Raw genomic sequence first — 26,545 nt, forward strand, 5'->3', positions numbered from 1 at the left:
GTGTCACACACAAACACGACATGATCACGCGGTGGCCGCTCCACGTCCAGCCCACTGACCAGCAACACCATCGATCACGAAGTCCGGCTGGAGTACTAGCCAACCGCTAACCCCCAACCCCACACGCTCGGCAACCCAGCCGCACCCCTTATTCAAATCCGCACCCCTTGTAGATCCCTGAAACCGGTGCGGATCCAAATAAAGGGTGCGGCTGTACTGCCGTACCTGGGGTCAGTCCAGCTTTGGAGGTGGTGGGGAAGGAGGAGCCGTATCCTCCACGGAGACAAGGCGCATCCGATGGGCGAGGAGATCCCATGACCTGCTGCGGCCCCAACCGTCGCCGCTTCCTGAACGCTCTGGCCATAGCGGCCACCGCACCCCTACTCGCCCCCGGAACCGCCCGCGCCCAAACCGACCCAGAAGCCACCGATCTCGAACTGGTCACCCTCACCGACACCGCCGCCATCCTCACCTGGACCACCCTCGACCCCCACGACCACACCCCGGTCCCCGCGAACACCGAAGTCCGCCTGGCCCCGGCGAATTCACTCACAACACCCAAAACCGTCTTCGAAGACCAAACCCCCACCCCCTACCACTACGCCGAGATCACCAACCTGGACCCCAACCGCCCCTACCGCTTCGAGGCCCTCTCCAACGGCGTAACCGCAACCCCCGCAAAGAATCTCGCCACCAGACTCCCCGGCTCCCCCGAAACCACCGGCACCTTCACCACCCTCACACCCCCACCCGGCCGCCTCCTGCGCACCCTCGCCCTCTGCAACGACATCCACTTCGGCGAGGAGATCAGCGGACTCATCGCCGCCGGACTCCCCCCGGGCGTCCGCCAGGACCCGGGCCTCCCGCCCTACCCGGAGGTCATGCTCACCGCCCTGCTCGACGACCTCCGCCGCCCCGACCGCACAGCCGATCACCTGCTCCTCGCCGGTGACCTCACCGCCGAGGCCACCCCGGACCAGACCCGCGCCGTCCGCCGCCTCCTCGACGCCTGGGGCACCGAGAACAAGGACTGGTTCGCCACCCGAGGCAACCACGACCGCCCCCACGTCGGCCCCGATTACGCCGCCTGCCCGGCGACAGCCGAAGACCACCACGACTGCTGGGCCGAATCCTTCACTCCCCGAGGCGAACTCACCGACCACGACCTCGGCGGCCTCCACCTGATCGGCCTCGACACCACCGCCCTCGACACCTCCGGCGGCACCATCGACGACGACCAGTTCGACCGCCTCCACACCACCCTGAAGGCCGACCCCGACCGCCCCACCCTCGTCTTCGGCCACCACCCCGTCACCTTCGAATCCGGCGTAACCAACCTCGCCGGACCGGATTTCGTCCTCAACCGCCCGGACGCCGCCCGCCTGCACGCCCTCTACCGCGACACCCCCGGCGTCTTCCTGCACCACAGCGGACACACCCACCGCAACCGCCGCACCCGCCCCGACATCCCGCTGAACGTCGAATTCCTCGAGGTCGCCGCCGTCAAGGAGTACCCGGGCGGCTACACCCTGCTCCGCATCCACGAGGGCGGCTACCAGGCCAACTTCTACAAAACCCGTACCCCGGCCGCACGCCGCTGGAGCACGCGCACCCGCTCGGAGTACTTCGGCCTGCTCCCCGAATACACCCTCGGCACGGTCACCGACCGCAACCACGTTGTGACCAGGGACTTCTCGGGCCTCGCCGGAATCCCCTAGATACAGCGGAGAACACAACAAATAGACTCGGCCCATGGCAACGCCCCGCCCGCTTCCCCTGGATCCCATCGAGGAGGCCCACCGGCAGTGGGCCGCGCACGGTTGGGGCGAGGTCGCCGACGGGATGGCGGCGGTGACCTCCCTGGTGCGGGCGCAGCAGATCGTGATGGCCCGGGTGGACGAGGCGCTGCGCCCGTCCGGATTGACGTTCTCCCGATACGAACTGCTGACCCTGCTCAGTTTCAGCAAGACCGGCGCACTGCCCATGGCCGTCGCCAGCGCCCGTCTCCAGGTGCATCCCACCAGCGTGACCAACACCGTGGACCGCCTCGAAGCCGCGCAGCTGGTCAAGCGCGTACCCCATCCCAGCGACCGCCGGGCAACCTTGATCGAGATCACCGACGCCGGACGCGAATTGGCGACTCGCGCGAGCGCTGCCCTGAACGCGAAGGTTTTCGCGCATCCGGGGCTGCCGCCCGAACGTTTGCAGCTCCTGCTGCGACTTCTCGCCGAATTCCGCCGGGCGGCGGGCGACTTCGACACGGGCGACACGCCGACCCGCTGGGCCTGACCGCATAACCGTTCAGCATCCGCCCAGCGACATTACTGACCCGTCGTCTTCCCATCGCGCCCCAAAAGGTTCACCATGGAAGCCATGGTGCTGGTCCTGGGGGTGTCGGCGGGCGCTGGTGGCGCACGCGCGATGCTCACGCACTCCGACCAGCCGCACCTGCCCCCCATCGATCGGTGCACGGTTCCCCGGCGGGCGGGCGGCGGCGTGGAGGAGCCTGTCTTCCAGGCGATCACGCTCATGCGCGAGGCGGCCACCGAGCGCGACGAATTCATCACCGGGATCGCGGTCACCTGCCGCTGCCCCCGGCACGCCGAGGCGATTCGCGCCGCGGCGGGCCGCAGCCGCCTCACGATCGTCGACGAACCGGTCGCCCAGCTGCGGTATCTCCGCTTCACCGGCCGACTTCCGGACGAGGGCGCGGTCGTGCTCTACGATCTGGGCGCCTCCGGCCTGACCATCACCGAGGCCGACTGCCGCACCGACGCCATCCTGTCGACGCGGCACAGCACCGTGCTCGGCGGCGACAGCCACGACGAGTTGCTGCGCTGGCGGCTCGCGCACGGCGGCGTCGAGGTCGACAAGACGATCGCCCGCGGCTACAAGGAGGCCCTCACCGCCTCCCCGGTGGTGACGACGACCGATCCGGTGACCGGATCGCGAATGGTGTTGACCCGCAGCGATTTCAACGATCTGGTGGCCGCGGGCATCCACCATTCGGTGTCCTACGTCCGCCAGATGATCGATGAGGCCGGGGTGGCGCCGCAGGTGCTGGCCCTGCTCGGCGGCTGCACCCGCAATCCGGGTATCCGCGAGACCCTGAGCCAACTGCTCGATCTGCCCCAAATGTACGATCCGGAACCGGAATTCGTCTCCGCCCGCGGCGCGGTCCTGATGGCCACGCAGCTGCCCGCCGCCCGGCGCGTGCGCGGCGTGCGCTTCGCGAGCATGCCGACCCTGCGCCCCGCGAACGCCGCGCCGGTGTCCAGGCGCAAGGTGGTGGCCGCCCTCGCGGTCACCGCGACCCTCGGCGCCACCGTCGCCGGACTTCTCATGACCGACAAGCAGTCTCCCGCCCCGACCACCACCGGCGGCACCCCGGCGTCCCCGATGGAGATCGCGGGCACGCCGGGAAATACCGTGCCGCACAAGTGATTTCAGCGATTGCTGAAGTTCGGCGCGCGCTTCTCGACGAAGGCGGCCATGCCCTCGGACTGATCCTCGGTCGCGAACAGTGAGTGGAACACCCGCCGCTCGAACCGCAGCCCCTCCGACAGCGTGGTCTCGTCGGCCCGGCCCACCGCCTCCTTGGCGAGCATCACCGCGGGCAGCGACATGTTCGCGATGGTCCCGGCGACCTCGAGCGCGGTCGAGACCAGCTCGGCCGCGGGCACGATCCGGGCCACCAGCCCCGCCCGCTCGGCCTCCTCGGCGTCCATGTTCCGGCCGGTGAGGATCAGATCCATGGCCTTGGCCTTGCCGACGGCCCGAATGAGCCGCTGCGAACCGCCCATCCCCGGAATGATGCCCAACTTGATCTCGGGCTGACCGAACTTCGCCGTATCGGCCGCGATCAGGATGTCGCACATCATCGCCAGCTCACAGCCGCCGCCGAGCGCGTAACCCGCGACCGCCGCGATGATCGGCTTGCGGAACGCGGCGAGCCGATCCCAGCCGCCGAAGTGATCGGTCAGGTACATGTCCATATAGGACTTGCTCTGCATCTCCTTGATGTCGGCCCCGGCCGCGAACGCCTTCTCCGAGCCGGTCAGCACGACCGCGCCGATGCCCGCGTCGCCCTCGAGCTCGTCGAGCGCGGCCGTGATGTCCACGAGCACTTGCGAATTGAGCGCGTTGAGCGCCTTCGGCCGGTTCAGCGTGATCAGGGCCACCCGGTCCCTGCGCTCCAGCAGAATGGTCTCGAAATCGGTCACTGTCCCTCTCCCGATCGGTGGCGGATTACCGGTGACGATAGCCCAGGCGCGGCGCGGCGAGATTCAGCTCGAACTCGCCCAGCCCCGCGAAGTAGGCGTCCACCTGCGCGGCCGTCACCTCGGCCGAGGTAGCGGGCGCCCAGCGCGGATTCCGATCCTTGTCGATCACCTGCGCGCGAATGCCCTCGACCAGATCGTGGGCGGCCAGCGCGGCGACCGTCGCCCGGTACTCGGCGTTCAGCGCCTCCTCGAGGCTGTCCAGCGTGCGGGCCTGCCGCAGCAACCGCAGGGTGGCCTGCACCGCGGTCGGCGATTTCGCCGATATGTCCTCGGCCGCGCGGCGTGCCGCGGGTGATTCGTGCGCGCGCAGCCGGGCCACGATCTCCGCCACGGTGTCGGCCGCGTAGCACGCATCGATCCAATCCCGTTGCGCCACAAGCTCGGAGGCGGGCGCGGGCCGGGCGAATTTCGCGATGGCGATCTCCGGATCGGCGGTGCGCAGCGCGTCCAGCAGCGCCGGAATGTCCTGTGCCGGAACGTAATAGTCGGCGAAGTCGGCCGCGATGGCGTCGCCCGCGGCCATCCGCGCTGTGGTCAGCGCGAGATGCGTGCCGATCTCCCCGGGCGCGTGCGCGAGCAGGTACGTCCCGCCCACATCGGGCACGAAACCGATTCCGGTCTCGGGCATTCCGACCGCGGACCGCTCGGTGACGATGCGATGACTGCCGTGCGCCGACAGCCCCACGCCGCCGCCCATCACGATCCCGTCCATCACCACGACATACGGTTTCGGATAGCGCCCGATGTAGGCGTTGAGCGTGTACTCGTCGCGCCAGAACCGCCCCGACGGCGAATCCGGCTCGCCCGCACCGGTTTTCGCGTCCTGGTAGATGGCCACGAGGTCGCCGCCCGCGCACAGACCGCGCTCCCCCGCACCGGTCACCACGACCGCGCGCACCGCGTCGTCGGACTCCCACTCCCGCAGCGCGTCCAGCACGGTCAGCGTCATCGCGTGCGTCAGCGCGTTGATGACCTTGGGCCGGTTCAGCGTGATCAGCCCGAGCCCGTCCCGCCGCTCGATCAGCACCTCGTCGCTCACACCGCTCCCTTCGCTCGCCGCCCGGCAGGATAGTTGGACGTCCAACCGAACCTAGCCCGACCTGGTCCGCTGGCGCTGTGACTCCACTCACCCTAGAATTAGTTTGACGTCCTAGTATCTGGCGCCCAAGGACTTGCCGGAGGATTCCATGGCCGACCGCCCCGCACTGCACACACCCGTCCACCCCGTCCGCTTCGTGACGTCGGCCGCCCTGTTCGACGGGCACGACGCCGCGATCAACATCATGCGGCGGATTCTGCAATCGCAGGGCGCCGAGGTCATCCACCTGGGCCACAACCGCGCGGTGAGCGAGGTCGTCGACGCCGTGCTGACCGAGGACGTGCAGGGCGTCGCGGTCAGCTCATACCAGGGCGGGCACGTCGAGTACTTCGAGTACCTCGCCCAGGCGCTGCGCGAGGCGGGGGCCGGGCACGTGCGCATCTTCGGCGGCGGGGGCGGGGTGATCGTGCCCGAGGAGATCGCGCGGCTGGCCGACGCGGGCGTGACGATCTTCTCGCCCGAGGACGGGCAGCGGCTCGGCCTGCCGGGCATGATCAACAAACTCATCGAGACCTGCGATGTGGACCTGTCGCTCGAGCCCGCGCCCGTGGACGCCGTGCTGGCCGGGGAGCGCACCGCCCTCGCGCGCACCCTCACGTGCCTGCAACAGGACACGCTGCCCGAATCGGATCTGGCCGCGCTGACCGCCGCGGCCGCCGCGCGCTCGGTGCCGGTGCTCGGCATCACGGGTACGGGCGGTTCCGGAAAGTCCTCGCTGACAGACGAACTCGTGCGCCGCCTGCGGTCGGACCAGCAGGACAAGCTGCGGGTGGCGATCCTGGCCGTCGATCCGACCCGGCGACGCGGCGGCGGCGCGCTGCTCGGCGACCGGATCCGGATGAACTCCCTCGACTCCGAGCACGTCTACTTCCGCTCGCTGGCCACCCGCGGCGCGCACGAACTGCCCACGAACATCGACGCGATGATCCTCGCGTGCAAGGCGGCGGGCTACGACCTGGTCATCCTGGAGACCCCCGGCATCGGCCAGGGCGACGCGGGCATCATCGACCACGTCGACGTGTCGCTGTACGTCATGACGCCTGAGTTCGGCGCGGCCTCCCAGCTCGAGAAGATCGACATGCTCGATTACGCGGATGTGGTGGCCATCAACAAGTTCGAGCGCCGCGGCGCCGCCGACGCGCTGCGCGACGTGTCGCGGCAGCTGGTGCGCAACCGGGAGGCGTTCGGCAGCTCGCCCGAGGACATGCCCGTGTTCGGCACCAGCGCGGCCACTTTCAACGACGACGGCGTCACCGCGCTGTACCAGCATCTGGCCACCGCCTTGGCCGCGCACGGCCTGCCCCTCGAACAGGGCGTGCTGCCCCGCGTCGACACCAAGGTCTCCACCCGCTTCGCCCAGCTCATCCCGCCCGCGCGGGTGCGCTACCTCGCCGAGATCGCCGACACCGTGCGCGGCTATCACGCCGAGACCGCGCGGCAAGCCCTTGCGGCGCAACGGGTTCAGCGGTTCGAGCAGGTGCTGGGCGAACTCACCGCCGCCGCGGCCGAGGAGTCGAACGAGTCCGCGGCCACCGCCGTCGCCGACCTTCTCGACAGGGCCCGCAAGGAGCTGGCTCCCGCCGACGCCGACCTGCTGGCCCAGTGGCCGTCGATCGCCGAATCCTATCGGGGCGACGAGCAGGTCGTGCGCGTGCGGGACAAGGAATTGCGCACCACCCTGCGGCGAAACTCGTTGTCCGGCAGCTCGATTCCGCGCGTGGCCCTGCCGCGGTTCACCGATCACGGCGAACTGCTGCGCTTCCTGCGCGCCGAGAACCTGCCCGGCCGCTTCCCGTTCACCGCGGGCGTGTTCCCGTTCAAGCGGGACAACGAGGATCCGGCGCGCATGTTCGCCGGGGAGGGCGACCCGTTCCGCACCAACCGCCGGTTCAAGGTGCTCTCCGAACATTCCGAGGCCAAACGGCTTTCGACGGCCTTCGACTCGGTGACCCTCTACGGCCACGATCCGGCCGAACGCCCCGACATCTACGGCAAGGTCGGCACCTCCGGCGTCTCCATCGCCACGCTCGACGATATGAAGGCGCTCTACGACGGTTTCGACCTCACCGCGCCGACCACCTCGGTGTCGATGACCATCAACGGGCCCGCGCCCACCATCCTGGCGTTCTTCCTCAACACCGCGATCGACCAAGCGCTGCAACGCTTCTCCGACGCCGAGGGCCGCGAACCGAGCGCCGAGGAGGCCGCCGCGATCCGCGCGGACACCCTCGCCACCGTGCGCGGCACCGTGCAGGCCGACATCCTCAAGGAGGATCAGGGCCAGAACACCTGCATCTTCTCCACCGAGTTCAGCCTGCGCATGATGGCCGACATCCAGGAATGGTTCGTGCGCAACGGGGTTCGCAACTTCTACTCGGTGTCGATCTCCGGCTACCACATCGCCGAGGCGGGGGCCAATCCGATCAGCCAGCTGGCGTTCACGCTGGCCAACGGATTCACCTACGTGGAGGCGTATCTCGCGCGCGGCATGCACATCGACGAGTTCGCGCCGAACCTGTCGTTCTTCTTCTCCAACGGCATGGATCCGGAGTACTCGGTCATCGGTCGGGTCGCGCGGCGCATCTGGGCGATCGCCATGCGGGACAAGTACGGGGCGAACGAGCGTTCGCAGAAACTCAAGTACCACGTCCAGACCTCGGGCCGCTCGCTGCACGCGCAGGAGATGAGCTTCAACGACATTCGCACCACGTTGCAGGCGCTGATCGCGATCTACGACAACTGCAACAGCCTGCACACCAACGCCTACGACGAGGCGGTGACGACCCCGACCGAGGATTCGGTGCGCCGCGCCCTGGCCATCCAGTTGATCATCAACAAGGAGTGGGGCCTGGCGATGAACGAGAACCCGCTCCAGGGCAGCTTCATCATCGACGAGCTCACCGATCTGGTCGAGGAGGCGGTGCTCGTCGAGTTCGAGCGGATCTCCGAGCGCGGCGGCGTGCTCGGCGCGATGGAGACCGGGTACCAGCGCGGCCGCATCCAGGACGAGTCGATGCTCTACGAACAGCGCAAACACGACGGCACGCTGCCCATCATCGGCGTCAACACCTTCCGCAATCCGCACGGCGACCCGCGACTCGAACTCGAACTGGCCCGCGCCACCGAAGCCGAGAAGCAGTCCCAGCTCGACCGCACCCGCGACTACCGGACCCGCCACCGCGACGAGGCGCACGCCGCGCTGGCCCGGCTGGAGGCGGCCGCCCGCACCGACGACAATGTCTTCGAGGTGCTCATGGACGCCGCCCGGGTGTGCACGTTGCAGCAGGTCACCGACACCTTCTTCACCGTCGGCGGGCAGTATCGCCGCAACGTGTGAGGTTGACATCGCCGGGGTCCGCGGGTCTGATGGGGGAGATCCGGTCTCCGGCGACGGGAGGGCATATGCGGTTCGATCCGTTCCGTCGTCCGGGTCGCACCGACCGCGCCGACGCGGTGATCACCGGGGCCGGTAGCGGCATCGGGCGCGCGTTGGCGCTGGAGTTGAGCAGGCGCGGCGGGCGCGTCGTCTGCGCCGATATCGATGAGGACCGCGCCCGCGCGACCGCGGCGGCGGCCCCGGGCGAGGCGCTCGGCGTGGCCTGCGACGTCACCGACTGCGATCGGGTCGTCGCCCTGGCCGACACCGCCCGCGACTGGTTCGGCGGGGAGCCCGACATCGTCGTCAACAACGCGGGCATCGCCCAGGCCGGTTCGGTGGTCGGCGTGGTCCCGCTGCCGGAGTGGCATCGGGTGCTCGACGTGAACCTGTGGGGTGTCGTGCACGGCTGTCAGGTCTTCGCGCCCCGGCTGCGCGCGGCCGGGCGCGGCGCGATCGTCAACACCGCCTCGGCCGCCGCGTTCGGCACCGCGCCGCGCATGGCCGCCTACAACGTGAGCAAGGCCGGGGTGCTGGCGCTGTCGGAGACGCTGGCCGCCGAACTGTCCGGCACCGGCGTGACCGTGACGGCGGTGTGCCCGACGGCGGTGAAAACCAATATCCTGCACAGTGTTTCGTTTCCGGACGCGAGCTCCGAGCGGCTCGGCGAACGCCTGGTCCGCTGGACCGGCCGCTCCCCCGACGCCATCGCGCGCAATGTCCTCGACGCGGTCGATCGCGGCACGCTGTACGCCGTGCCGCAGCTCGAGGCCAAGGCGATCTGGCACCTCAAACGCCTGCTGCCCGCCCCCTACACCCGGATGGCCGGATTGCTGGAGCGGCTGATGCGTTGAGCGGCCCTCAGGACACGAAGGCGCCCGCCAGCTGATCGGTCAGCGTGGCGCGCGCGGTGACCAGCGAGGGGCCGTACCAGGTGAGGCTGCGACCCTCCACCAGCGCGACCGGGATGCCGGGGAAGGCGTCGGGGCCGTCGTCGGCGGTGAAGACGTACGGCTCGTCGGGCAGGACCGCCAACTCCACTCCGGCGCGCACTTCGTCCTCCGACAGTTGGGGATACCGTTCGGGCCGGTCGGCGTGCACGAGCCGCAGACCCAGTCGGCCCGCCAGATCGGCGGTGAAGGTGTCGGCCCCCACGACCATCCACGGATTGCGCCAGATCGGGATCACGGCGTCCCGCAACGGTTTCGGAGCCGGGACGCGCCACGCCCGCTCGGCCTCGTCCAGCCAGGCAGGGCGGCCGACGCCGAGCGCGATCTCGAAAAGCCTTGCTAGCGAATCGAATGCCTCGTCGAGGGTCCGAATCCTGGTGACCCACACGGGTATTCCGGCGGCGCGCAGCCGATCCACGTCGATGCGCCGGTTCTCCTCCTGATTGCACACCACCAGATCGGGCGCGAGTTCCACGATCCGCCGCACATTCGGATTCTTCGTCCCCCGCACCCGCTCGACCTCGAGATCCGCTGGGTGCGTACACCATTCGGTCACCGCGACGAGCGATCCCGGGCAGCTGCGCGCGATGGCCTCGGTCAGTGACGGGACCAGCGAGACCACGCGGCCCACGGGCCGGGACAGCCGCACCTCCGCACCGAGATCATCGCGCATGACTTCACGATAGCCCGCCCCAGCGCCCCCTCGGGCCGAGTCCCCGCGCCCCTGGCTGATCGCGGCCGAGACCAGGCGCGGGCGCGGCGGATCGCGGCCCACACCAGGCGCGGGCGCGGCCGACCCCAGCCCACACCAGGCGCGGGCGCGGCCGACCCCAGCCCACACCAGGCGCGGGCGCGGCCGACCCCAGCCCACACCAGGCGCGGGTGCTGCCGATCGCGGCCCGGCCAGGCGCGGGTGCGGCGGCGCAACCCAACGCGACACGGCGTCACGGCAACCCGCGATAGAGCTCCCGCAGATCGCGCAGGCCCGCCTCCGCGGTGCGCTCGTCCTCGGCGGTCATGCGCAGCGCCTGCCGTAGCGGGACGGGATCGAGATCCTCGTACGCCGGGCGGAATTCGGGTACGGGCAGGGCGGGCAGGTCGGTGTTCTCGCCGTAGAGGTCGTCGGAGACGGTGGGACCGTTGTCGGACTGCACCCCGCCGATGAGGGTGTCCAGATCCAGTCCGCGCAGCACGAGCATGACCGAGGGCTGCTCGTCGAGCCTCTCGGCGATGATGTAGCAGAGCGCGGCGACGTGTTTGCACGGCCAGCCCGAATCCGGGCAGGTGCAGGCGAAGTCGAGTTCGGCGGCGGTGGTGGGCAGCAGCAGCGGGCCCAGTTCCTTCGGCAGCGCGCCCGAGGCCAGTTGGGCGAGCATGCCGGGCGTGCCGCGCACCAGCTCGATCAGTTCGTCGAGCCGCTCCTCGCGGAGCTTGCGCATGGTCAGCGCGGCCGCGAACGGACGCGGCTGGCTGCCCTGCACCTCCGCGGTCACCGCGCCCGGCTCGAGGTGATACGTCACCACCTGCCCCGAACGCGCGTAGGACCGGCCGCGCGCGAGCCGCCCCGAATCGGCGACATCCTCGATCGCCTCGATGAACGACCGCCCCCACCAGGTGCGCGCGAACGAGCCGCGGCGGCTGCGCGGTTCCACCCCGCCGCGCACCGGCAGGCGTTTGCCGTATTTGCTGTAGTCCTCGAAGGAGGTCATTCGCCCACCGCCTCGGGGCCGAGCGCGAACAGCTCGCGCAGCTCGTCGGAACTCAACTCGGTGATCCAGTTCTCACCGGTGCCGACGGTCAGGTTCGCCAATTCCTGTTTGCCGCCGATCATGTCGTCGATGCGCTCCTCGATGGTGTCGACGCAGACCAGCTTGCGCACCTGTACGTCGCGGCGCTGGCCGATGCGGAACGCGCGATCGGTGGCCTGGTTCTCCACCGCCGGATTCCACCAACGGTCCAGGTGCACAACGTGATTGGCGGCGGTGAGGTTCAGCCCGGTGCCACCGGCCTTGAGCGACAACAACATCAGCGGCGGACCGTCGTCGTGCTGGAACCGATCGACCATGGCATCGCGGGCCTTCTTCGCCACACCACCGTGCAGGAACGGGACCGTCGTGCCGAACCGCTCCGCGAGGTAGGGCGCGATCAGCTCGCCGAACTCCCGGAACTGGGTGAACAGCAGGGCCTTTTCGCCATCGGCGACCACGGACTCGAGCACGTCCTCGATCAGCGCCAGCTTCCCGGAGCGGTGCTGCCCGCGCCGCAGCACGCCCGACCCGTCGCCGAGATAGTGGGCGGGATGGTTGCAGACCTGTTTGAGCCGGGTCAGCGCGCCGAGCACCGCGCCCTTGCGGGCCATGCCCTCCGATCCGCGCAGCTTGGCGACCATATCGTCGACGACGGCCTGATACAGCGCCGCCTGCTCGACGGTGAGATTGGCGCGCACGGTCATCTCGATCTTGTCGGGCAGATCCGAGATCACCGCCGGATCGGTCTTGACCCGCCGCAGCACGAACGGCGCGGTGATCGCGCGCAGCCGGGTGACCGCGTTCTCGTCGCGTTCGCGTTCGATCGGCACCGCGAAGCGGGAGTGGAACTCCGACGCCTTGCCGAGCAGTTTCGGCGCGGCGAAATCGAGGATCGACCGCAGTTCCTCGAGCCGGTTCTCCACCGGAGTTCCGGTGAGCGCCAAGCGATGTCGGGCCGGGACACGACGGGCGGCGCGCGCCTGCCGAGTGGCGGCGTTCTTGATGTGCTGGGCCTCGTCGAGCACGATCCGCTCCCAGGGCTGGCGTTCCAGCTCCTCGGTGTCGCGGGCGAGCAGGGCGTAGGTGGTGATCATCAGATCCGAATCCGCCACGGCCGCATCGAGTTCCGCGCCGCGCCGACGCCCCGCGCCGTGATGGACGAGCACGCGCAGGCCGGGCACGAAGCGTTCGGCCTCGCGCTGCCAGTTGCCGACCACCGACATCGGGCACACCAGCAGCGTCGGGCCGGGAACCGTTGCGGCGGTTTCCCTTTCGTGTGCCAGCAGCGCCAGCACCTGCACGGTCTTGCCCAGGCCCATATCGTCGGCGAGGATCGCGCCGCAGTTGAGCCGGTTCATGGTCGCCAACCAGGACAGGCCGCGCAACTGGTACGGGCGCAGCTGGGCCTTCAGACCGGCCGGGGGATCGACGTCGCGCACGGACTTGGTCGAGTCGAACAGCTCCGCGGCCCATCCGGTCGCGCCCGCCCGCTCGACGGGCACCTGCGGGATTCCCGCCGCGCCGACCTCGCCGAGGAACTGGGTCAGGGTGCCCACGGTCTCGTCGGTGCGGCCCTCGAGGTAGGCCGCGGCGGCGGCGAGCGTGCGGTGATCGGCCTGCACCCACTGCCCGCGCAGGCGGACCAGATCGGATTTCGCCTGGACCAGACGGCTCATCTCGGCCGGGGTGAGGACCATATCGCCGAGCGCCAGCTCCCAGCGGTAGGACACCAACCCGCTCAGACCCACCGCGGTCTCGGTCGCGGCAGGGCTCTGCACGTGGACGCGCATACTCGGCGCGACGATCCGCCAGGCGCGCGGCAGCAGCAGCTGCACACCGGCCTCGCGCAGCACGGTCGCCCCGTGCGCGACGAGATCCCGCACGACCTCGGTGGGCAGCAGGAAGTCCATGCCGCGCGGATCGCGGGGCAGCTCGCGCAGCAGTGGGTACGCCCGCACGGCGGCGGTCACCTTCTCCCCGGCCAGGCGGACCAGGCTCGGATCGCCGTGCAGCGGAACCGCTTGCGGCGCTTCGCCTTCCGCGCGCAGGCAGACCTCCAGCCGCCACAGCGCGTCGAGGCTGTCGTCCGCGGCGTCGTCGTCGGGTTCGAGCAGGCGCAGGACCAGTTCGGGTTCGCCCGCGGTGAGGCTGGTCCGCCAGTGCTCGAGAGCCGTCGCCACGCGATGCGATCCGGCGGGCAGCGGTACGTCCGCGAGCAGCGCCGACAGCAACGGGTGCGCGGAGTCGAGGCGCGGCGCGTGCAGCCGCGCGATCGGGTCGGTCAGTTCCTCGACCAGATCCTCGAGGATGGTGGCGGGGCGGCCGGGCAGGCGCAGCGCGGGCGGCATGGCCACCGCGAGTTCGGCGAGCCACGCGCGTTGCCGACGGCCGCCGACCAGCCGCCAGCGCACCCACCACTCCCCGTCCTCGCGCCGCAGTTCGGGCACGATCCGGCCCGCGCGCACCCACCGCTCGACGCCGAGCGCGACGTGGGCGAGGAAGCGCAGATCGGCGGCGACGGTGGCGGCCGGAAGGGATTGCAGCAGAACGCGAGCGGCGGCGTCCGGGGCGAGGGCGTGCGCGGGCACCTCGGTCTCCACCGGCCCGTTCGGACCCGCGACGAGTACGGTCGCGCGATGCCGGAAGCGGGCCGTCTGCACGATCGACGCCAACGGGACGGGCGGGACGGCGCTGTCGTCACCGGCATCGGGCCGCCGCCACAGCAGCAGCCCCGAGCCCGGTGTCCACAACCCGTGCAGCATGGGTCCATCCAAGCAGCCGGCACCGACACGATGCGCCGCGACCGTGGCCTTTCCTTCTGCGATGGCACGGCACATACTGAGATATCCGCTGGTCACAGCCGATGAAACACCTGTGCGACCGAGAGGGCGGCACGATGACCATCCTGCTCCAGGTTCTCGAACAGAGTTTCACGCCGACCACCCCGTGGGAGCGGCGCAAATTCACCTTCGTCGACGCGGCCAAGATCGTCGGCATGCGACTCGACGGCCAGTGCGGCGTCTGGCTGGATCTGTCGCGACCGGGCGAATCCCAGCGCCTGGCCTGCACCCGCGACCCCCGCGACGCCATCACCTTCCTGCTCACGACCTTCGCCAAGATCGCCGAATGCGAGGACCGCGGCGGCTCGTGGGTCATCGGGCACGACGGCGAACGCGTCGAAACCCTCGCGGCCACCCGGTTCCCGCCCACCGCCGTCGACCTGGCCTCCGATCAACTCCTGGCCCGCGCCTGGATGTGAACCTGTCGGTGCCCCCGTGTACAACCTGACGGGTGCGCTGGGGGAAGTACGGCTTCGGACTCGCGACGGTTCTGGCGACGGCACTGACCGCCGCCTGCTCGATCCTGGGCACCGACCCACCGGCCCCCGGCAGCCCGCCCCGAGCCGAACTCGAACGCCTCCTCGGCGTCGTCCGCCTCCTCGACACCCGCCCACCGCTGCGCGGCTACGAGCGCGGCTGCCAGGCCGCCCAGGCCTGCGTCTTCGGCCCCGCCTGGTCCGACGACCACGACGGCCCCGGCGGCCACGACGGCTGCGACGCCCGAAACACGGTGCTGGCCAACCAATTACACGAGGTCCACTACCGTCCCAACACCCACGACTGCGTCGTCCAATCCGGCACCCTGAACGACCCCTACACCGGCCGCCGAATCCCCTTCACCCGAACCAACCCCCGCACCATCCAAATAGACCACGTCTACCCCCTAGCCGCCGCCTGGGCCATGGGCGCCGCCACCTGGCCCCTCCCCCACCGCCTCCGCTTCGCCAACGACATAACCTTCAACCTCCTGGCCGTAGACGGCGAAACCAACGAATCCAAGGGCGCCCGCACGCCTTCCGACTGGCTCCCCCCATCCCCCGCCTACCACTGCTTCTACGCAGGCAAGTTCCTGACCGTCGCGATCCACTACGACCTACCGATCACCAAGGCCGACCATCGAGCGCTCACAAAGGTCGCCTCCAGGTGCCCGTAAACCGTTCCGCCGCAGAGCTTTCCGGCCCCAGCCGCCTCCGTCCCCGACGGCTCTCCGGCCCCACGCACCCCAGGTCCTTCGGCCCTTCAGCCGACGGGCCTGCCAGCCTCGAGCGCCTTCAATCCACAAGTACCTTGCCCCACAGGCCCTTTCGGCCGTATAGATCTTCCGCTCGCGCCGCCCCGTGTTCCCCGCTCGGTCCGGCCGCACCGCCCTTGCTCCCCCCGGTCCGACCGCACCGCCTTTGTTCCCGCCCGCGCCGCGCGTGCTCCCGCCCGGTCTGCCCGCGCCGCGCTTGCTCCCGCCCGGTCTGCCCGCGCCGCGCTTGCTCCCGCCCGGTCTGCCCGCGCCGGGCTTGCTTTCGCCCGGTCTGCCCGCGCCGCCCTTGTTCCCCGCCGGTCTGCCCGCGCCGCGCTTGCTCCCGCCGGCCTGCCTGCACCACGCTTGCTCCCCGCCCGGATTGCCCGCGCCCCCTTGTTCCCCGCCCGGTCCGGCCTGCGGGCCGGGCGGGGATCTCACACGGTAGCCACAGGCCGGTCGGGATCACTGGACCATTGCGACCATGACCCCGGATAGAGCGCGGCCTCGATCCCCGCGACGGCGAGGGCAGCGATCTGGTGGGAGGCGGTGATCCCGGACCCGCAGTAGACCGCCACCGGACCCGTACCGAGGGTGACGAAGCGGTCCCGGAGCTCATCGGCAGGCTTGAAAGTCCCCTCCGGCGTGAGGTTTTCGGCCGTCGGGGCGCTCAACGCGCCCGGGATGTGCCCCGCACGGGGATCGATCGGCTCGGACTCGCCCCGATACCGGTCCCCGGCCCGGGCGTCGAGCAGCAGCCCGGACCAACTCGCCGCCCCGTCGGCGTCGATCGTCGGCATATGTCCCGAGGTCAGCACGATGTTCCCGGGCTCGGGCGCGGGCTCGTCCCCGCGCGCGAGTTCGCCACCGGCCCGCTCCCACGCGGGCAGGCCCCCGTCCAGAATCCGTACGTCTCCCACACCACCCCAGCGCAACAACCACCAGGCCCGAGCCGCCGCCATCCCACCCGTCGCGTCGTAGACCACCACCGGCTCCCCGGCCCGCAAACCCCAACTGCGCGCGCACTTCTGCAGATGAGCCGGATCGGGCAGCGGATGACGGCCGCGGCCGGGCGAGGGCGGTGCCGACAGCTCGGTCTCGAGATCGACGAAGACGGCCCCGGGAATGTGCCCGTCCAGATAATGCTGCGGCCCGTCCGGATCCCCCAGCGCCCAGCGCACATCCAGCAGATGCGGCCGGGAACCGTTGTCGGACAGCGCTTTCCGAAGGTCGTCGGCCGAGATCAATACCGCGGTCAAGCCAGCTCCTGTTCTCCAGATCTGTACCCTGTCGCGAAACACCCTCACCCTACGCCCGAACCCAGCGCCCAGCGCACCGCCAACCCCACGACCAGCGCCCAGAACGCGGCCCCGATCCCGAAGATCGCGACCCCGGACGCCGCCACCAGAAACGTGGCCACCCCCGCGATCCGATGCTCCGCCGCGCTCAGCGTCGCCGTCAGCGCGGCCCCCAGCGTGGCGATCAGGGCAAGTCCCGCAACGGTTTCCAGCACACCCTTCGGCGCCGCCGCCACCAGCGTCACGAAGGCCCCGGACGCCAATGCCACCACCAGATACGTGCTCCCCGCCGCCATGACCGCGATCCACCGCCGCCGCGGGTCCGGATGCGCCCCGGGCCCCGCCGTCAACGCGGCGCTCAACGCCGCCAGATTGATCGCGTGCCCGCCCGCGGGCGCCCCGATCATCGTGCCGATCCCGGTCGTCGCCATGGCCGCCCGCCACGGCACCGGATACCCGAACGAACTCATGATCGCGGTCCCCGGAATGTTCTGCGCCGCCATGGTCACGATGTACAGCGGCACCGCAACCCCGATCACGGCCTGCCAATTGAAATGCGGCGCAACGAGTTCCACCCGGGGAGCCATCTCCGACCACGCCACCGACCGATGCGTGACGGCGATATCGATCCCCGCCCCCACCGCCGCGACCAGGAACGCCGCCAGCACCGCCCACCGAGCCGCGAACCGCTGCAACACCAGCCACGTCACCACCACCGGAATCACCACGGCCGGACTGACCACCACCGCGTGCACCGGCGCCAGACACAACGGCATCAACACCCCCGCCAACATCGCCTGCGCGATCTCCGCCGGAATCGCCGCGATCAATTTCCCCAACCGCTCCCAGAACCCGGTCACCGCGATCAACACACCCGTCACCACGAACGCCCCCACCGCCGCGGGCCACCCACCCGCCACCGCCCCCGTACTCGCCAACAGCGCCGCCCCCGGCGTGGACCAAGCCAACGAAATCGGCATCCGATACCGCCAACTCAACACCATCATCCCCACGGCCTGCGTCACACACACCGCCGCCAACCCCGACGCCGCCTGCCCCGGCGACGCCCCCACCTTCGTCAACCCCGCCAAAACCACCGCGAACGAACTGGTCAACCCCACCAGCGCCGCGACAACCCCCGCACCGATCGGCTGCCCCACCCCCACAGCCCGCTCCCCCACGGCCGCACTCTCCACACCACTACTCACCGAGCCATCCTCACCAATCCCCCACCCCCAGTCACCATCCACTCCCCCAAAACTGGCCTGATTTCCCCAACGCCCGGCAACCCAGCCGCACCCCTTATCCGAATCCGCACCCCTTCCAGGGCTATACAACGGGTGCGGATCCGAACAAGGGGTGCGGCTGGGTTGCCGTACAGGGGGTGGGTCAGCGCTTTCGGGCTGTGCCGACGACCAGGGGGACGATGGTGGACATCATTGTCGGCATTCGGCGGTGGTCGATGCTTTCGATCTCGAAATCTGTTGCGGCCAGGTAAGATTCGAAGTCGCGGTTGGCGTGGCAGCCGTCCGCGAGGCGCCGTTGCATCGGCGTCAGCAGGTCCTGGAAGAACGCTCGGACGCCGGTGCCTCGGACGTGCTCGTGGAAGAGGAACCGTCCGCCCGGGCGCAGCACCCGGTGCACCTCGCGCAGGGCGCGGGCGGGGTCGCGGACCGAACAGAACACCAGCGACGCGGTGACCGTGTCGAAACTGCCCTCGGGGAACTCCAGATTGTGCGCGTCACCATCGACGATCGTGACCGCGGCCGGGGTATCGGTCCGCTCCGCGAGCCGCGCCCGCAGCGCCGCGTTCGGTTCCAGCAGGACCAGCGCGTCGAGATCGCCGGGGTAGTGCGGTACGGAAAGCCCGTTCCCCGCACCGATTTCGAGGGTGCGGCCCCGCGCGTGCGCGAGTTGCTCTCGGCGCATATCGGCCTGCCCGGCCCGGTCGACGCGGGACATGAAATTCAGGTACCAGCTGGCGAAGACGCGCTGACCGAACGTTGTGGTGGTCATGGGAATCGAGTGTGGCGGGCCAGGGCGATCGGTGTCATGGCCGTTTCGGGCCATCATCGATGGCGGGAACGGGTGATGCACCCGCCGTGCCCGGGACGATGTTCTCCTGTCGCGAGAATCCGCACGACCGGTGAGAGGTGGCTCATGTTGCGCGTCGAGGATCAGGTCGTCCGTCATGTGCGAACGGTCGGCGGCGACGTCGCCTATTCCGCGGTCGGCAGCGGCCCCGCCCTGCTGATCGGCGGATGGTGGTGCAGCCACCTGGCCCTCAACTGGGAGGATCCGCTGTTCCGCGGCTATCTGTCCCGGCTCGCCGACCGATTCACCGTCATCCGCTACGACCAGCCCGGCCGCGGCCTGTCCGGTGGCGGCGGCGCTCCCCTCGAACTCGACGCCGAGATCGCCGTCACCACCGACCTTCTCGACGCCCTCGGCGTGGAGCGCGTCGCGATTCTCGGCGCGTCCTCCGGCGGGGCCGTCGCCGCCGGACTCGCGGCCCGCCTCCCCCGCCGAGTCCACCGCCTCGTGCTCTACGGCGCCTTCGCCCGCGGCACGGACCTCGCCCCCGAGGCCGCGCGCCGAGCCATGGTCGACACCATCGCCACCCACTGGGGCCTCGGCTCCCGCCTCCTCGCCGACGTCTTCGTCCCCGGCGCCGACAACGCCGAGCGCAAACGCTTCGCCCAATTCCAACGCCTGTCCGCCACCGCCGACCAGGCCGCCCGCTCCCTGGCCGCCACCTACGCCCTCGACGCCACGAATCACCTTGCGGCAGTGCGAATCCCGACCACCGTCCTGCATCGGAGAGACGACCGAGCCGTCCCCTTCCCCCTCGGCCTCGACGTGGCCCGCCGCCTCCCCCGCGCCACCTTCGTCGAACTCCCCGGCGAGGACCACTTCCCCTGGCGCGGCAACGCCACCGCCGTAGCCGACGAAACCCTCCGAGCCCTCGGCCACCCCCTCCCACCCCGCCTTACCCCACCCGGCCCCCAAGCCCTCACCCCCCGTGAACGCGAAATCCTCCACCTCGTCTCCCAGGGCCTGACCGACACCCAAATAGCCACCCACCTGACCCTCAGCCCCCACACCATCCACCGCCACATAGCCAACGCCCGCACCAAACTAGGCGTCCGCTCCCGAGCCGCCGCCGCAGCAGCCCTCCACCCCTAACCCCCACCCCAGCCGCACCCCTTATCCGAATCCGCACCCGTTCCAGGGCTCTACAGAGGGTGCGGATTCGAATAAAGGGTGCGGATTCGAATAAAGGGTGCGGCTGGGTTGCCGGGCCCCGAGATCGTGCACGGGGGGTCAGTCGCGGGGGGCGGCTTCGTGGTAGCCGTGAAACAGGCGGCCGCCGAAGGGTTTCAAGGACCGCTCGACGGCGTCTGTCATCGGCTCGATCGAGCCCATGGCGACGGAGCGCATTCCGGTAGCCAGCGCTTGTGCGAAGTCCGGGTCGACGGTGGACAGCTCGCGGTGCAGCCATTTGCCGCCGCCGGTCCAGTGGCCGTGACCGGTGAGCAGCAGATCGGCCGTGGCCTGCCACAGGGCGGCCGCGATCATCAGGCGTTCGTTCTCGTCGCGCGAACCCGCGAGATCGTCCAGCAGGTCGGTGATCCGGTAGCGGGCGGCGCGTAGTTCCTTGTCCGTCAACGGTTCCGGTCCTGCCGCCAGGAGGCTCGCGCAGTGGTCCCGCAGGCGCGCTCCGCTGCCGTCGGTGTCGAGGAGAATATGTGCCTGCCCGATCAGGCGCAGCGTGCTGGGCCGCCGGACCGCGCACTCCCGCGTGCGGAAATACTCGATCGATGCCTGGGTCTGCACGAACAGCTCGACGGGCCATCGCTCGAATCGCAACGATTCCCGATACGGCGCGGGGGGACCGTCGAGCAGGACCGTGATGTCCAGATCCGAAGTGGCCGTGGCGATCCCGAGCGCGACGCTGCCGCCCAGCCAGGCCGCCCGTGCCCGCGGAAACATCTCCCGCACCAGTCGCCGAGCGACCTCGACTCCATCGAGGCTCATCCCCCGATCCGACATCACCGGAACCCGGACGGCAACGGGATTTCGCGAGCGGTCAGCGCGGGGTGCGAACGGTGGAGAGGCGTTGGAGCAGAGGCGAAGTTCGCGGCCCCACAAGCTGGCGCATGACCAACGCCATGTTGGTCCGTTCCACCCCCGGAATCTTCAAAATCTGCCCAGCGATCCGATACAGATCATCCGCATCCCGCGCCACCACCCGAACAGTGAGATCCGTAGGCCCCGTCATACCGCAGACCTCCGTCACCTCCGGAACCTCCGCCAACTCGTCCACCACCGAATCCAGCTTGTGCTGATCCACCACTACCGCCACGAACGCCGACAGCGGATAGCCCAACGCTCGCGGGTCCACCCGCCGTTCGAAGCTGCCCAGCACCCCGCCCGCCTCCCAGCGCGCCAGCCGGGCCTGAACCGTGTTGCGCGACAACCCCAGTCGCGTGGCCAGCTCCACCCCCGTCGCCCGGGGGTTGGCGACCAGTTCGAGCAACAACCGGGCATCGGTCGCGTCGACCACCGCGTTGACAGGTTCTGCACTGGACATGCGATGCAGTATGACAGCAATCAGCGGCCGGACGACGAGCATTCTGCACAGTTGCCGTGTGGTGACTTGCGCAAATCGCCCAGGCGTGGATGCTGTGAGTTACAGCACATCGATATGTCGCGATACCCGGAGACCCCGGCAGCGCGATGAACAGGAGGCGATGGGCATGGCCGACAGAGCCACCTACCCGGTGCAGTTGGTTCAACCGGACGGACGACGGGTGTTCGATCGGGAGCACGCGGCGTCGGTCGCCGATGTGGGACCCACGGAGCTGCGCGAACTCTACGAGGACATGGTGGTCGCCCGCCGGATCGACACCGAGGCGACCGCGCTGCAACGGCAGGGGCAGCTCGGGCTGTGGGCGCCGCTGTTCGGGCAGGAGGCGGCTCAGGTCGGTTCGGCCCACGCCCTGCACCGGGACGACTACGTGTTCTGTAGCTATCGCGAGGCGGCCGTGGCCTACTGCCGCGGCGTCGATCCGGCGAAGATCACCCGGCTGTGGCGGGGGGTCGCGCACCACTGCTGGGATCCGGCCGAGATCAATATGACCAATCCGGCGATCGTGGTCGGCGCCCAGGGTTTGCACGCCACCGGCTACGCCTACGCCGCGCATCTCGAGGGCGCGGAGATCGCGGTGGTCGCCTACTTCGGCGACGGCGCGACCAGTCAGGGCGATATCGCCGAGGCCCTCGGTTTCGCCGCCTCGTGGAGCGCCCCGGTGGTCTTCTTCTGCCAGAACAACCAGTGGGCGATCAGCGAACCGGTCCGCGTCCAGAGCCCCACCCCGATCGTGCGGCGCGCCTACGGCTACGGCATCCCGGGCGTGCAGGTCGACGGCAACGACGTGCTCGGCGTCCTCGCGGTGACCCGGCAGGCGATCGCCCGCGCCCGGTCCGGCGGCGGCCCGTCCTTCATCGAGGCCATCACCTACCGCATGGGCCCGCACACCACCGCCGACGACCCGACCCGCTACCGCACCGCGGCCGAGACCGAGGTGTGGCAGCGCCGCGACCCCATCGATCGAATGCGCCGCCTGCTGGAACGACAAGGCTTGTGGGACAACGCGTTCGAGCAACGCGTCAAGGACCGGTCCGACGAGGTCGGCGCCCGTGTCCGCACCGCCACCCTCGAACTCCCCGACCCCGATCCGAGCGAGCTGTTCGACCACGTCTACGCCGCGCCGCATCCCCTGATCGACGAGCAGCGCGCGGCCTACCTGGAGGGAGTCCGCTCGTGATCACCACCTTCGCCAACGCGCTCAACACCGGCCTGCGCCGAGCCCTTGAGGACGACCCGAGCGTCGTGCTGATGGGCGAGGACATCGGCCGCCTCGGCGGCGTCTTCCGCGTCACCGACAGCCTCCAGAAGGACTTCGGCAACAATCGCGTCATCGACACCCCACTGGCCGAATCCGGCATCGTCGGAACGGCTTTCGGCATGGCGCTGCGCGGCCTGCGTCCGGTCTGCGAGATCCAGTTCGACGGCTTCGTCTACCCGGCCTTCGATCAGATCGTCTCGCAGGTCGCCAAGATTCACTACCGCACCCAAGGAAAAGTCAACGCCCCCTTGACGATTCGCATCCCGTTCGGCGGCGGCATCGGCTCGGTGGAGCATCACTCCGAATCGCCCGAGGCGTACTTCGCGCACACCGCGGGTCTGCGCGTGGTCGCGCCGAGCAACCCCGCCGACGCGTATCTCATGCTCCGCCAGGCGATTTCGGCGGACGATCCGGTGATCTTCTTCGAACCCAAACGCCGCTACTGGGACAAGGCCGAGGTCGATTTCGCCGCCCTCGACGACGACCCCTTCCCGCTGCACCGCGCCCGCGTGCTGCGCCCGGGCGCCGACGCGACGATCGTCGCCTACGGCGGCACGGTCCGCACCGCGCTCACCGCCGCCGAGATCGCCGCGGGCGAGGGCCGCGAACTCGAGGTGATCGACCTGCGCAGCCTGTCGCCGATCGACTTCGACACCATCGAGGAATCGGTGCGCCGCACGGGCCGATTGATCGTGACACACGAGGCCCCGGTCTTCGCCGGGCTCGGCGCGGAGATCGCCGCACGCACGGCCGAACGGTGTTTCTACCACCTCGAGGCCCCGGTCTTGCGGGTCGGCGGCTTCGACATCCCCTATCCCCCGGCTAAGCTCGAACGGCACCACCTGCCCGACCCCGACCGCATCCTCGACGCGGTCGACCGCACGCTCGCCGCCTGATCCGCTCGTTCAGACAGAGGTGCCCGTTGGAAGACTCGGTTGAACCGGACCGGAACGTTCTCGAATTTCGCCTGCCCGACCTGGGCGAGGGCCTGACCGAGGCCGAACTGGTCGCGTGGTCGGTCGCCGTGGGCGACACCGTGGAGTTGAACCAGACCATCGCCGAGGTCGAGACGGCCAAGGCCCAGGTGGCCCTGCCCAGCCCGTTCGCCGGGACGGTCGCGGAGCTGCTCGCCACCCCGGGCGAGACCGTGCCCGTCGGCGCGCCCCTGATCCGTGTCCGGGTCGACGCCGCCCCCGAGGGTCGACAGTCGGTACTGGTCGGCTACGGTCCCGAAGCGGAAGCCACATCCCGCCGCGGCCGCACGAGTCCTGCGGTGGCACACGCCGATTCCGCCTCGACCCAGAACGGGAAAGACGAAACACCCCAACAGGTTTCGCCACCCACCCGCCCGGATCCCCAGGGCTACCCCGAGATTCCCGGCCGCCCACCGGCCACCCCCGCGGCGCGCAAGCTGGCCCGCGAACTCGGCATCGATATCGCCTTCGTCGCCGGTTCGGGTCCGGGCGGCGCGGTCACCGTGGAGGATGTGCGCCACGCCGTCCCGGTTTCCCAGCCGCCCAACCGGATTCGCCGCGAGGACGAGTCGGAGGACGCGCCGCGCCCGGTCCCGCACCGGGTGCCGCTCATGCGCCCGGACAGCGGCGTCGTGCGGCCCGCACCCACGGCGCGCGAATCCCGTACCCCGGTCGGCGGGGTCCGCAAGCGCACCGCCGCGGCCATGGTCGCCAGCGCCCGCGGCATCCCGCAGGCCAGCGCCTTCGTGGCCGCCGACTTCACCGCGTCGATGGAACTGCTCGATCATCTGCGGGCCACCGAATCCTTCGCCGGACTCTCGCTGACGCCGCTGGCGCTGGTGGCCAAGGCGACCCTCGCGGCGATGGCCGAGTTCCCGGGCATCAACACGTTCTGGGACGAGGACAAGCACGAGATCGTCACCAAGCACTATGTGAACCTGGGCATCGCCGTCGCCACCGAGCGCGGGCTGCTGGTCCCCAACATCAAGGAGGCGCACGCGCTCAGCCTGCGCGATCTGTGCCGGGAGATCGGCTGGCTGGCCGATGTGTGCCGCGCGGGCACGGCCACCCCGGCCGACCTGCGCGGCGGCACGTTCACCATCAGCAATGTGGGCGTATTCGGCGTGGACACCGGTGTGCCGCTGGTGAATCCGGGCGAGGCCGCGATCCTGTGCCTGGGCTCGATCCGCAAGCGGCCGTGGGTCTATCGCGACGAACTGGCGGTGCGCTGGGTCACCGAACTGGGGTTGAGCTTCGACCATCGGATGATCGACGGCGAGCTGGCTGCCCGATTCCTCGCGACGGTGTCCTCGCTGCTGGAGGATCCGCTCACGCTGCTGGGTCGGGTATGACCAGTTCCTCGGCGACCGCGCGGATCACCGCGGGGATCTCGACCGGTTGCCGGGTGACGTCGTCGACGTAGACGTGTACGAACGTCCCCGTCGCGGCCAGTTCGAGCGCGTCCCCGTCCGCGCGGAAGATGGCCAGGTCGTAGGTGATGCTGGAGTTGCCGAGCCGGGCCACCCGCAGGCCCACCCGCAGTTCGTCGGGGAAGCTGAGCGAGCCCAGGAACCGGCAGGAGGTCTGGGCGACGACGCCGATCGCCGGTAGATCACGAATGTCGGTGCCGGTGGCGTGGATCAGCCACGCGTTGACGGCGGTGTCGAAGTACGAGTAGTAGGTCACGTTGTTGACGTGGCCGTAGTGATCGTTGTCCGCCCACCTGGTCGGCATGGGCCAGAGCACCGGGTAGTCCTGCTGCGTGGTCGTCACCCGCTCGACCTTAGCCAGGGCCGTGATCATGTCGTAACGGAACCGCCCGAGTGGTCACCGGCCGCCGGACGCGCGGGCGACGCCGGAGGGTTCGCGCTCGATCGAGGCGGACCCCGAGCGGTGATCGCGCGGGCTCACCCCGTAGTGCCGCTTGAAGGCGGTGCTCAGGGCGAACGCGCTGCTGTATCCGACTCGGCGCGCGATGGATTCGACCGTGGCGTCGGATTCGTGCAGCAGATCGGCCGCCAGCGCCAGCCGCCACTCGGTGAGGAACGCCATGGGCGGCTCGCCGACCAGATCGGTGAAGCGCCGGGCCAGCGCCGCCCGGGACGCGCCGACCTCGGCGGCGAGCGCGGCGACCGTCCAGGGATGGGCGGGATTGTGTTGCAGGAGCCGTAATGCCTTGCCCACCAACGGATCCGCGTAGGCGTGGTACCAGGCGGGCGCGTCGGCGCGGGCGAACCAGGCGCGCAGCACCGCGATCAGCAGCAGATCGAGCAGCCGGTCCAGCATCGCGCCCTGCGCGGGTCGGTCGCGGGCGCTCTCCTCGACGAGCAGATCGAGGATCGGGGAGTCCAACTCCGCGCGCCGCAGCACCACGACCGGCGGCAGCGCCCGCAGCAGGCGACGGCTCGCCGCGCTCTCCTGTTCGTAGGTGCCGGTGACCAACATGGTCGCGGCGTTCGGATCGGTGCCCCAGCCGCGCACGCCCAAACTCCATGTCTCGCAGAGCACTTCGCCCTCGGGCGTGGTGGTGACATTGCCCGGTTCGATGTACACCTGCGGGGCGGTCGCCGGATCGTCGGCGACCGTGTAATGGTCCGGCCCCCGGAACACCGCCACATCGCCCGCGTGCAAGGGCCGCGGCGCGGCGCTCCCCGTCGCCGGATGCGGGATGATCCACCCGTCCCCGCGCACCATCGCCGCCACCGTCAACGGCGCCTCGTCCCGCACCAACAGCGACCACGGCGGATCCAGCAACGACCGCACCACGAACGCCCCCCGCGCCCGCGGCCCCTCGAGCAGGCTCTCCAGCGGATCCACCCCCTGACCCTGACAGA

At 70.0% G+C, this 26,545-nt stretch carries 23 protein-coding genes; 11 read left to right on the forward strand and 12 right to left on the reverse strand.

Annotated elements, in window-relative coordinates:
• Positions 1-314 precede the first annotated feature (314 nt).
• From ACFYTQ_RS18750 to ACFYTQ_RS18760, 3 genes are all read left to right on the forward strand, one after another.
• The gene (locus tag ACFYTQ_RS18750; protein WP_387362319.1) at positions 315-1,718 is read left to right on the forward strand and encodes a metallophosphoesterase; all 1,404 of its coding nucleotides are present in this window, start codon (positions 315-317) and stop codon (positions 1,716-1,718) included.
• A 34-nt stretch (positions 1,719-1,752) separates the two neighbouring features.
• The gene (locus tag ACFYTQ_RS18755) at positions 1,753-2,289 is read left to right on the forward strand and encodes a MarR family winged helix-turn-helix transcriptional regulator (protein ID WP_387362321.1); all 537 of its coding nucleotides are present in this window, start codon (positions 1,753-1,755) and stop codon (positions 2,287-2,289) included.
• Between the two features lie 75 nt (positions 2,290-2,364).
• On the forward strand, positions 2,365-3,444 hold the full coding sequence (locus ACFYTQ_RS18760) for an Hsp70 family protein (RefSeq protein WP_387362323.1): 1,080 nt from the start codon (positions 2,365-2,367) through the stop codon (positions 3,442-3,444).
• A gap of 2 nt (positions 3,445-3,446) precedes the next feature.
• Here the strand turns inward: ACFYTQ_RS18760 and ACFYTQ_RS18765 are convergent, their stop codons facing one another.
• Both ACFYTQ_RS18765 and ACFYTQ_RS18770 read right to left on the reverse strand, forming a co-directional pair.
• Complete coding sequence (locus ACFYTQ_RS18765; protein WP_387362325.1) at positions 3,447-4,223, reverse strand: enoyl-CoA hydratase; 777 nt, start codon at positions 4,221-4,223, stop codon at positions 3,447-3,449.
• A gap of 25 nt (positions 4,224-4,248) precedes the next feature.
• Positions 4,249-5,322 (reverse strand): enoyl-CoA hydratase/isomerase family protein, encoded by a 1,074-nt coding sequence (locus tag ACFYTQ_RS18770; protein ID WP_387362327.1) that lies wholly within the window; start codon positions 5,320-5,322, stop codon positions 4,249-4,251.
• A gap of 148 nt (positions 5,323-5,470) precedes the next feature.
• On the opposite strand from ACFYTQ_RS18770, the gene icmF reads away from it, so the two are divergent.
• Both icmF and ACFYTQ_RS18780 read left to right on the forward strand, forming a co-directional pair.
• Positions 5,471-8,719 carry a fused isobutyryl-CoA mutase/GTPase IcmF gene (gene icmF / locus ACFYTQ_RS18775; RefSeq protein WP_387362329.1) on the forward strand — a complete coding sequence of 1,083 codons (3,249 nt, stop codon included), beginning with the start codon at positions 5,471-5,473 and terminating at the stop codon, positions 8,717-8,719.
• A gap of 65 nt (positions 8,720-8,784) precedes the next feature.
• The gene (locus tag ACFYTQ_RS18780; RefSeq protein ID WP_387362331.1) at positions 8,785-9,612 is read left to right on the forward strand and encodes an SDR family NAD(P)-dependent oxidoreductase; all 828 of its coding nucleotides are present in this window, start codon (positions 8,785-8,787) and stop codon (positions 9,610-9,612) included.
• A gap of 7 nt (positions 9,613-9,619) precedes the next feature.
• Here ACFYTQ_RS18780 and ACFYTQ_RS18785 read toward each other — a convergent pair whose 3' ends face one another.
• The 3 genes from ACFYTQ_RS18785 to ACFYTQ_RS18795 form a co-directional block, all read right to left on the reverse strand.
• Positions 9,620-10,381: a helical backbone metal receptor gene (locus ACFYTQ_RS18785; RefSeq protein ID WP_387362333.1), complete on the reverse strand. Its 762-nt coding sequence runs from the start codon at positions 10,379-10,381 to the stop codon at positions 9,620-9,622.
• Positions 10,382-10,652: 271 nt separating this feature from the next.
• Complete coding sequence (locus ACFYTQ_RS18790; RefSeq protein WP_387362335.1) at positions 10,653-11,417, reverse strand: SWIM zinc finger family protein; 765 nt, start codon at positions 11,415-11,417, stop codon at positions 10,653-10,655.
• Positions 11,414-14,218 (reverse strand): DEAD/DEAH box helicase, encoded by a 2,805-nt coding sequence (locus ACFYTQ_RS18795; RefSeq protein WP_387362337.1) that lies wholly within the window; start codon positions 14,216-14,218, stop codon positions 11,414-11,416. Before ACFYTQ_RS18795 ends, ACFYTQ_RS18790 begins: the two co-directional genes overlap by 4 nt.
• A gap of 134 nt (positions 14,219-14,352) precedes the next feature.
• On the opposite strand from ACFYTQ_RS18795, the gene ACFYTQ_RS18800 reads away from it, so the two are divergent.
• A complete protein-coding gene (locus tag ACFYTQ_RS18800; protein WP_387362339.1) occupies positions 14,353-14,715 on the forward strand; it encodes a hypothetical protein in 363 nt (120 codons plus the stop codon).
• A gap of 32 nt (positions 14,716-14,747) precedes the next feature.
• Entirely contained in the window at positions 14,748-15,449 is a 702-nt protein-coding gene (locus tag ACFYTQ_RS18805; protein ID WP_387362341.1) for an HNH endonuclease family protein, read from the forward strand.
• Positions 15,450-15,964: 515 nt separating this feature from the next.
• Here ACFYTQ_RS18805 and ACFYTQ_RS18810 read toward each other — a convergent pair.
• The 3 genes from ACFYTQ_RS18810 to ACFYTQ_RS18820 form a co-directional block, all read right to left on the reverse strand.
• A complete protein-coding gene (locus ACFYTQ_RS18810) occupies positions 15,965-16,771 on the reverse strand; it encodes a sulfurtransferase (protein WP_387363063.1) in 807 nt (268 codons plus the stop codon).
• A gap of 59 nt (positions 16,772-16,830) precedes the next feature.
• A complete protein-coding gene (locus ACFYTQ_RS18815) occupies positions 16,831-18,033 on the reverse strand; it encodes a benzoate/H(+) symporter BenE family transporter (protein WP_387362343.1) in 1,203 nt (400 codons plus the stop codon).
• Between the two features lie 181 nt (positions 18,034-18,214).
• Complete coding sequence (locus tag ACFYTQ_RS18820) at positions 18,215-18,841, reverse strand: class I SAM-dependent methyltransferase (protein WP_387362345.1); 627 nt, start codon at positions 18,839-18,841, stop codon at positions 18,215-18,217.
• A gap of 144 nt (positions 18,842-18,985) precedes the next feature.
• Between ACFYTQ_RS18820 and ACFYTQ_RS18825 the strand changes: the two genes are divergently transcribed.
• Entirely contained in the window at positions 18,986-20,011 is a 1,026-nt protein-coding gene (locus tag ACFYTQ_RS18825; RefSeq protein WP_387362347.1) for an alpha/beta fold hydrolase, read from the forward strand.
• A 138-nt stretch (positions 20,012-20,149) separates the two neighbouring features.
• Here the strand turns inward: ACFYTQ_RS18825 and ACFYTQ_RS18830 are convergent, their stop codons facing one another.
• Positions 20,150-20,863 (reverse strand): nucleotidyltransferase domain-containing protein, encoded by a 714-nt coding sequence (locus ACFYTQ_RS18830; protein ID WP_387362349.1) that lies wholly within the window; start codon positions 20,861-20,863, stop codon positions 20,150-20,152.
• 52 nt (positions 20,864-20,915) lie between these two features.
• Positions 20,916-21,419 carry an Lrp/AsnC family transcriptional regulator gene (locus ACFYTQ_RS18835; RefSeq protein WP_387362351.1) on the reverse strand — a complete coding sequence of 168 codons (504 nt, stop codon included), beginning with the start codon at positions 21,417-21,419 and terminating at the stop codon, positions 20,916-20,918.
• A 166-nt stretch (positions 21,420-21,585) separates the two neighbouring features.
• Between ACFYTQ_RS18835 and pdhA the strand changes: the two genes are divergently transcribed.
• From pdhA to ACFYTQ_RS18850, 3 genes are read left to right on the forward strand one after another with little or no spacing between them, the layout of a single operon-like run.
• Complete coding sequence (pdhA, locus tag ACFYTQ_RS18840; protein ID WP_387362353.1) at positions 21,586-22,656, forward strand: pyruvate dehydrogenase (acetyl-transferring) E1 component subunit alpha; 1,071 nt, start codon at positions 21,586-21,588, stop codon at positions 22,654-22,656.
• Positions 22,653-23,633, forward strand: a complete 981-nt coding sequence (locus ACFYTQ_RS18845) for an alpha-ketoacid dehydrogenase subunit beta (protein WP_387362355.1) — start codon at positions 22,653-22,655, stop codon at positions 23,631-23,633. Before pdhA ends, ACFYTQ_RS18845 begins: the two co-directional genes overlap by 4 nt.
• Before the next feature lie 26 nt (positions 23,634-23,659).
• Positions 23,660-25,063: a dihydrolipoamide acetyltransferase family protein gene (locus ACFYTQ_RS18850; protein ID WP_387362357.1), complete on the forward strand. Its 1,404-nt coding sequence runs from the start codon at positions 23,660-23,662 to the stop codon at positions 25,061-25,063.
• On the opposite strand, the gene ACFYTQ_RS18855 is transcribed toward ACFYTQ_RS18850, so the two are convergent.
• Both ACFYTQ_RS18855 and ACFYTQ_RS18860 read right to left on the reverse strand, forming a co-directional pair.
• Entirely contained in the window at positions 25,041-25,514 is a 474-nt protein-coding gene (locus ACFYTQ_RS18855) for an acyl-CoA thioesterase (RefSeq protein WP_387362359.1), read from the reverse strand. The genes ACFYTQ_RS18850 and ACFYTQ_RS18855 overlap by 23 nt on opposite strands.
• Before the next feature lie 24 nt (positions 25,515-25,538).
• A complete protein-coding gene (locus tag ACFYTQ_RS18860) occupies positions 25,539-26,528 on the reverse strand; it encodes an AraC family transcriptional regulator (RefSeq protein WP_387362361.1) in 990 nt (329 codons plus the stop codon).
• Between the last annotated feature and the right edge of the window lie 17 nt (positions 26,529-26,545).

The sequence above is a fragment of the Nocardia sp. NPDC004068 genome, assembly GCF_042874315.1.
GTDB lineage: Bacteria > Actinomycetota > Actinomycetes > Mycobacteriales > Mycobacteriaceae > Nocardia.

Coding starts and splice junctions, on each gene's coding strand:
- ACFYTQ_RS18750 (WP_387362319.1), top strand. CDS start 315: ATGACCTGCTGCGGCCCCAACCGTCGCCGCTTCCTGAACGCTCTGGCC.
- ACFYTQ_RS18755 (WP_387362321.1), top strand. CDS start 1,753: ATGGCAACGCCCCGCCCGCTTCCCCTGGATCCCATCGAGGAGGCCCAC.
- ACFYTQ_RS18760 (WP_387362323.1), top strand. CDS start 2,365: ATGGAAGCCATGGTGCTGGTCCTGGGGGTGTCGGCGGGCGCTGGTGGC.
- icmF (WP_387362329.1), top strand. CDS start 5,471: ATGGCCGACCGCCCCGCACTGCACACACCCGTCCACCCCGTCCGCTTC.
- ACFYTQ_RS18780 (WP_387362331.1), top strand. CDS start 8,785: ATGCGGTTCGATCCGTTCCGTCGTCCGGGTCGCACCGACCGCGCCGAC.
- ACFYTQ_RS18785 (WP_387362333.1), bottom strand. CDS start 10,381: ATGCGCGATGATCTCGGTGCGGAGGTGCGGCTGTCCCGGCCCGTGGGC.
- ACFYTQ_RS18790 (WP_387362335.1), bottom strand. CDS start 11,417: ATGACCTCCTTCGAGGACTACAGCAAATACGGCAAACGCCTGCCGGTG.
- ACFYTQ_RS18795 (WP_387362337.1), bottom strand. CDS start 14,218: ATGCTGCACGGGTTGTGGACACCGGGCTCGGGGCTGCTGCTGTGGCGG.
- ACFYTQ_RS18800 (WP_387362339.1), top strand. CDS start 14,353: ATGACCATCCTGCTCCAGGTTCTCGAACAGAGTTTCACGCCGACCACC.
- ACFYTQ_RS18820 (WP_387362345.1), bottom strand. CDS start 18,841: ATGACCACCACAACGTTCGGTCAGCGCGTCTTCGCCAGCTGGTACCTG.
- ACFYTQ_RS18825 (WP_387362347.1), top strand. CDS start 18,986: ATGTTGCGCGTCGAGGATCAGGTCGTCCGTCATGTGCGAACGGTCGGC.
- ACFYTQ_RS18830 (WP_387362349.1), bottom strand. CDS start 20,863: ATGAGCCTCGATGGAGTCGAGGTCGCTCGGCGACTGGTGCGGGAGATG.
- ACFYTQ_RS18835 (WP_387362351.1), bottom strand. CDS start 21,419: ATGTCCAGTGCAGAACCTGTCAACGCGGTGGTCGACGCGACCGATGCC.
- pdhA (WP_387362353.1), top strand. CDS start 21,586: ATGGCCGACAGAGCCACCTACCCGGTGCAGTTGGTTCAACCGGACGGA.
- ACFYTQ_RS18855 (WP_387362359.1), bottom strand. CDS start 25,514: ATGATCACGGCCCTGGCTAAGGTCGAGCGGGTGACGACCACGCAGCAG.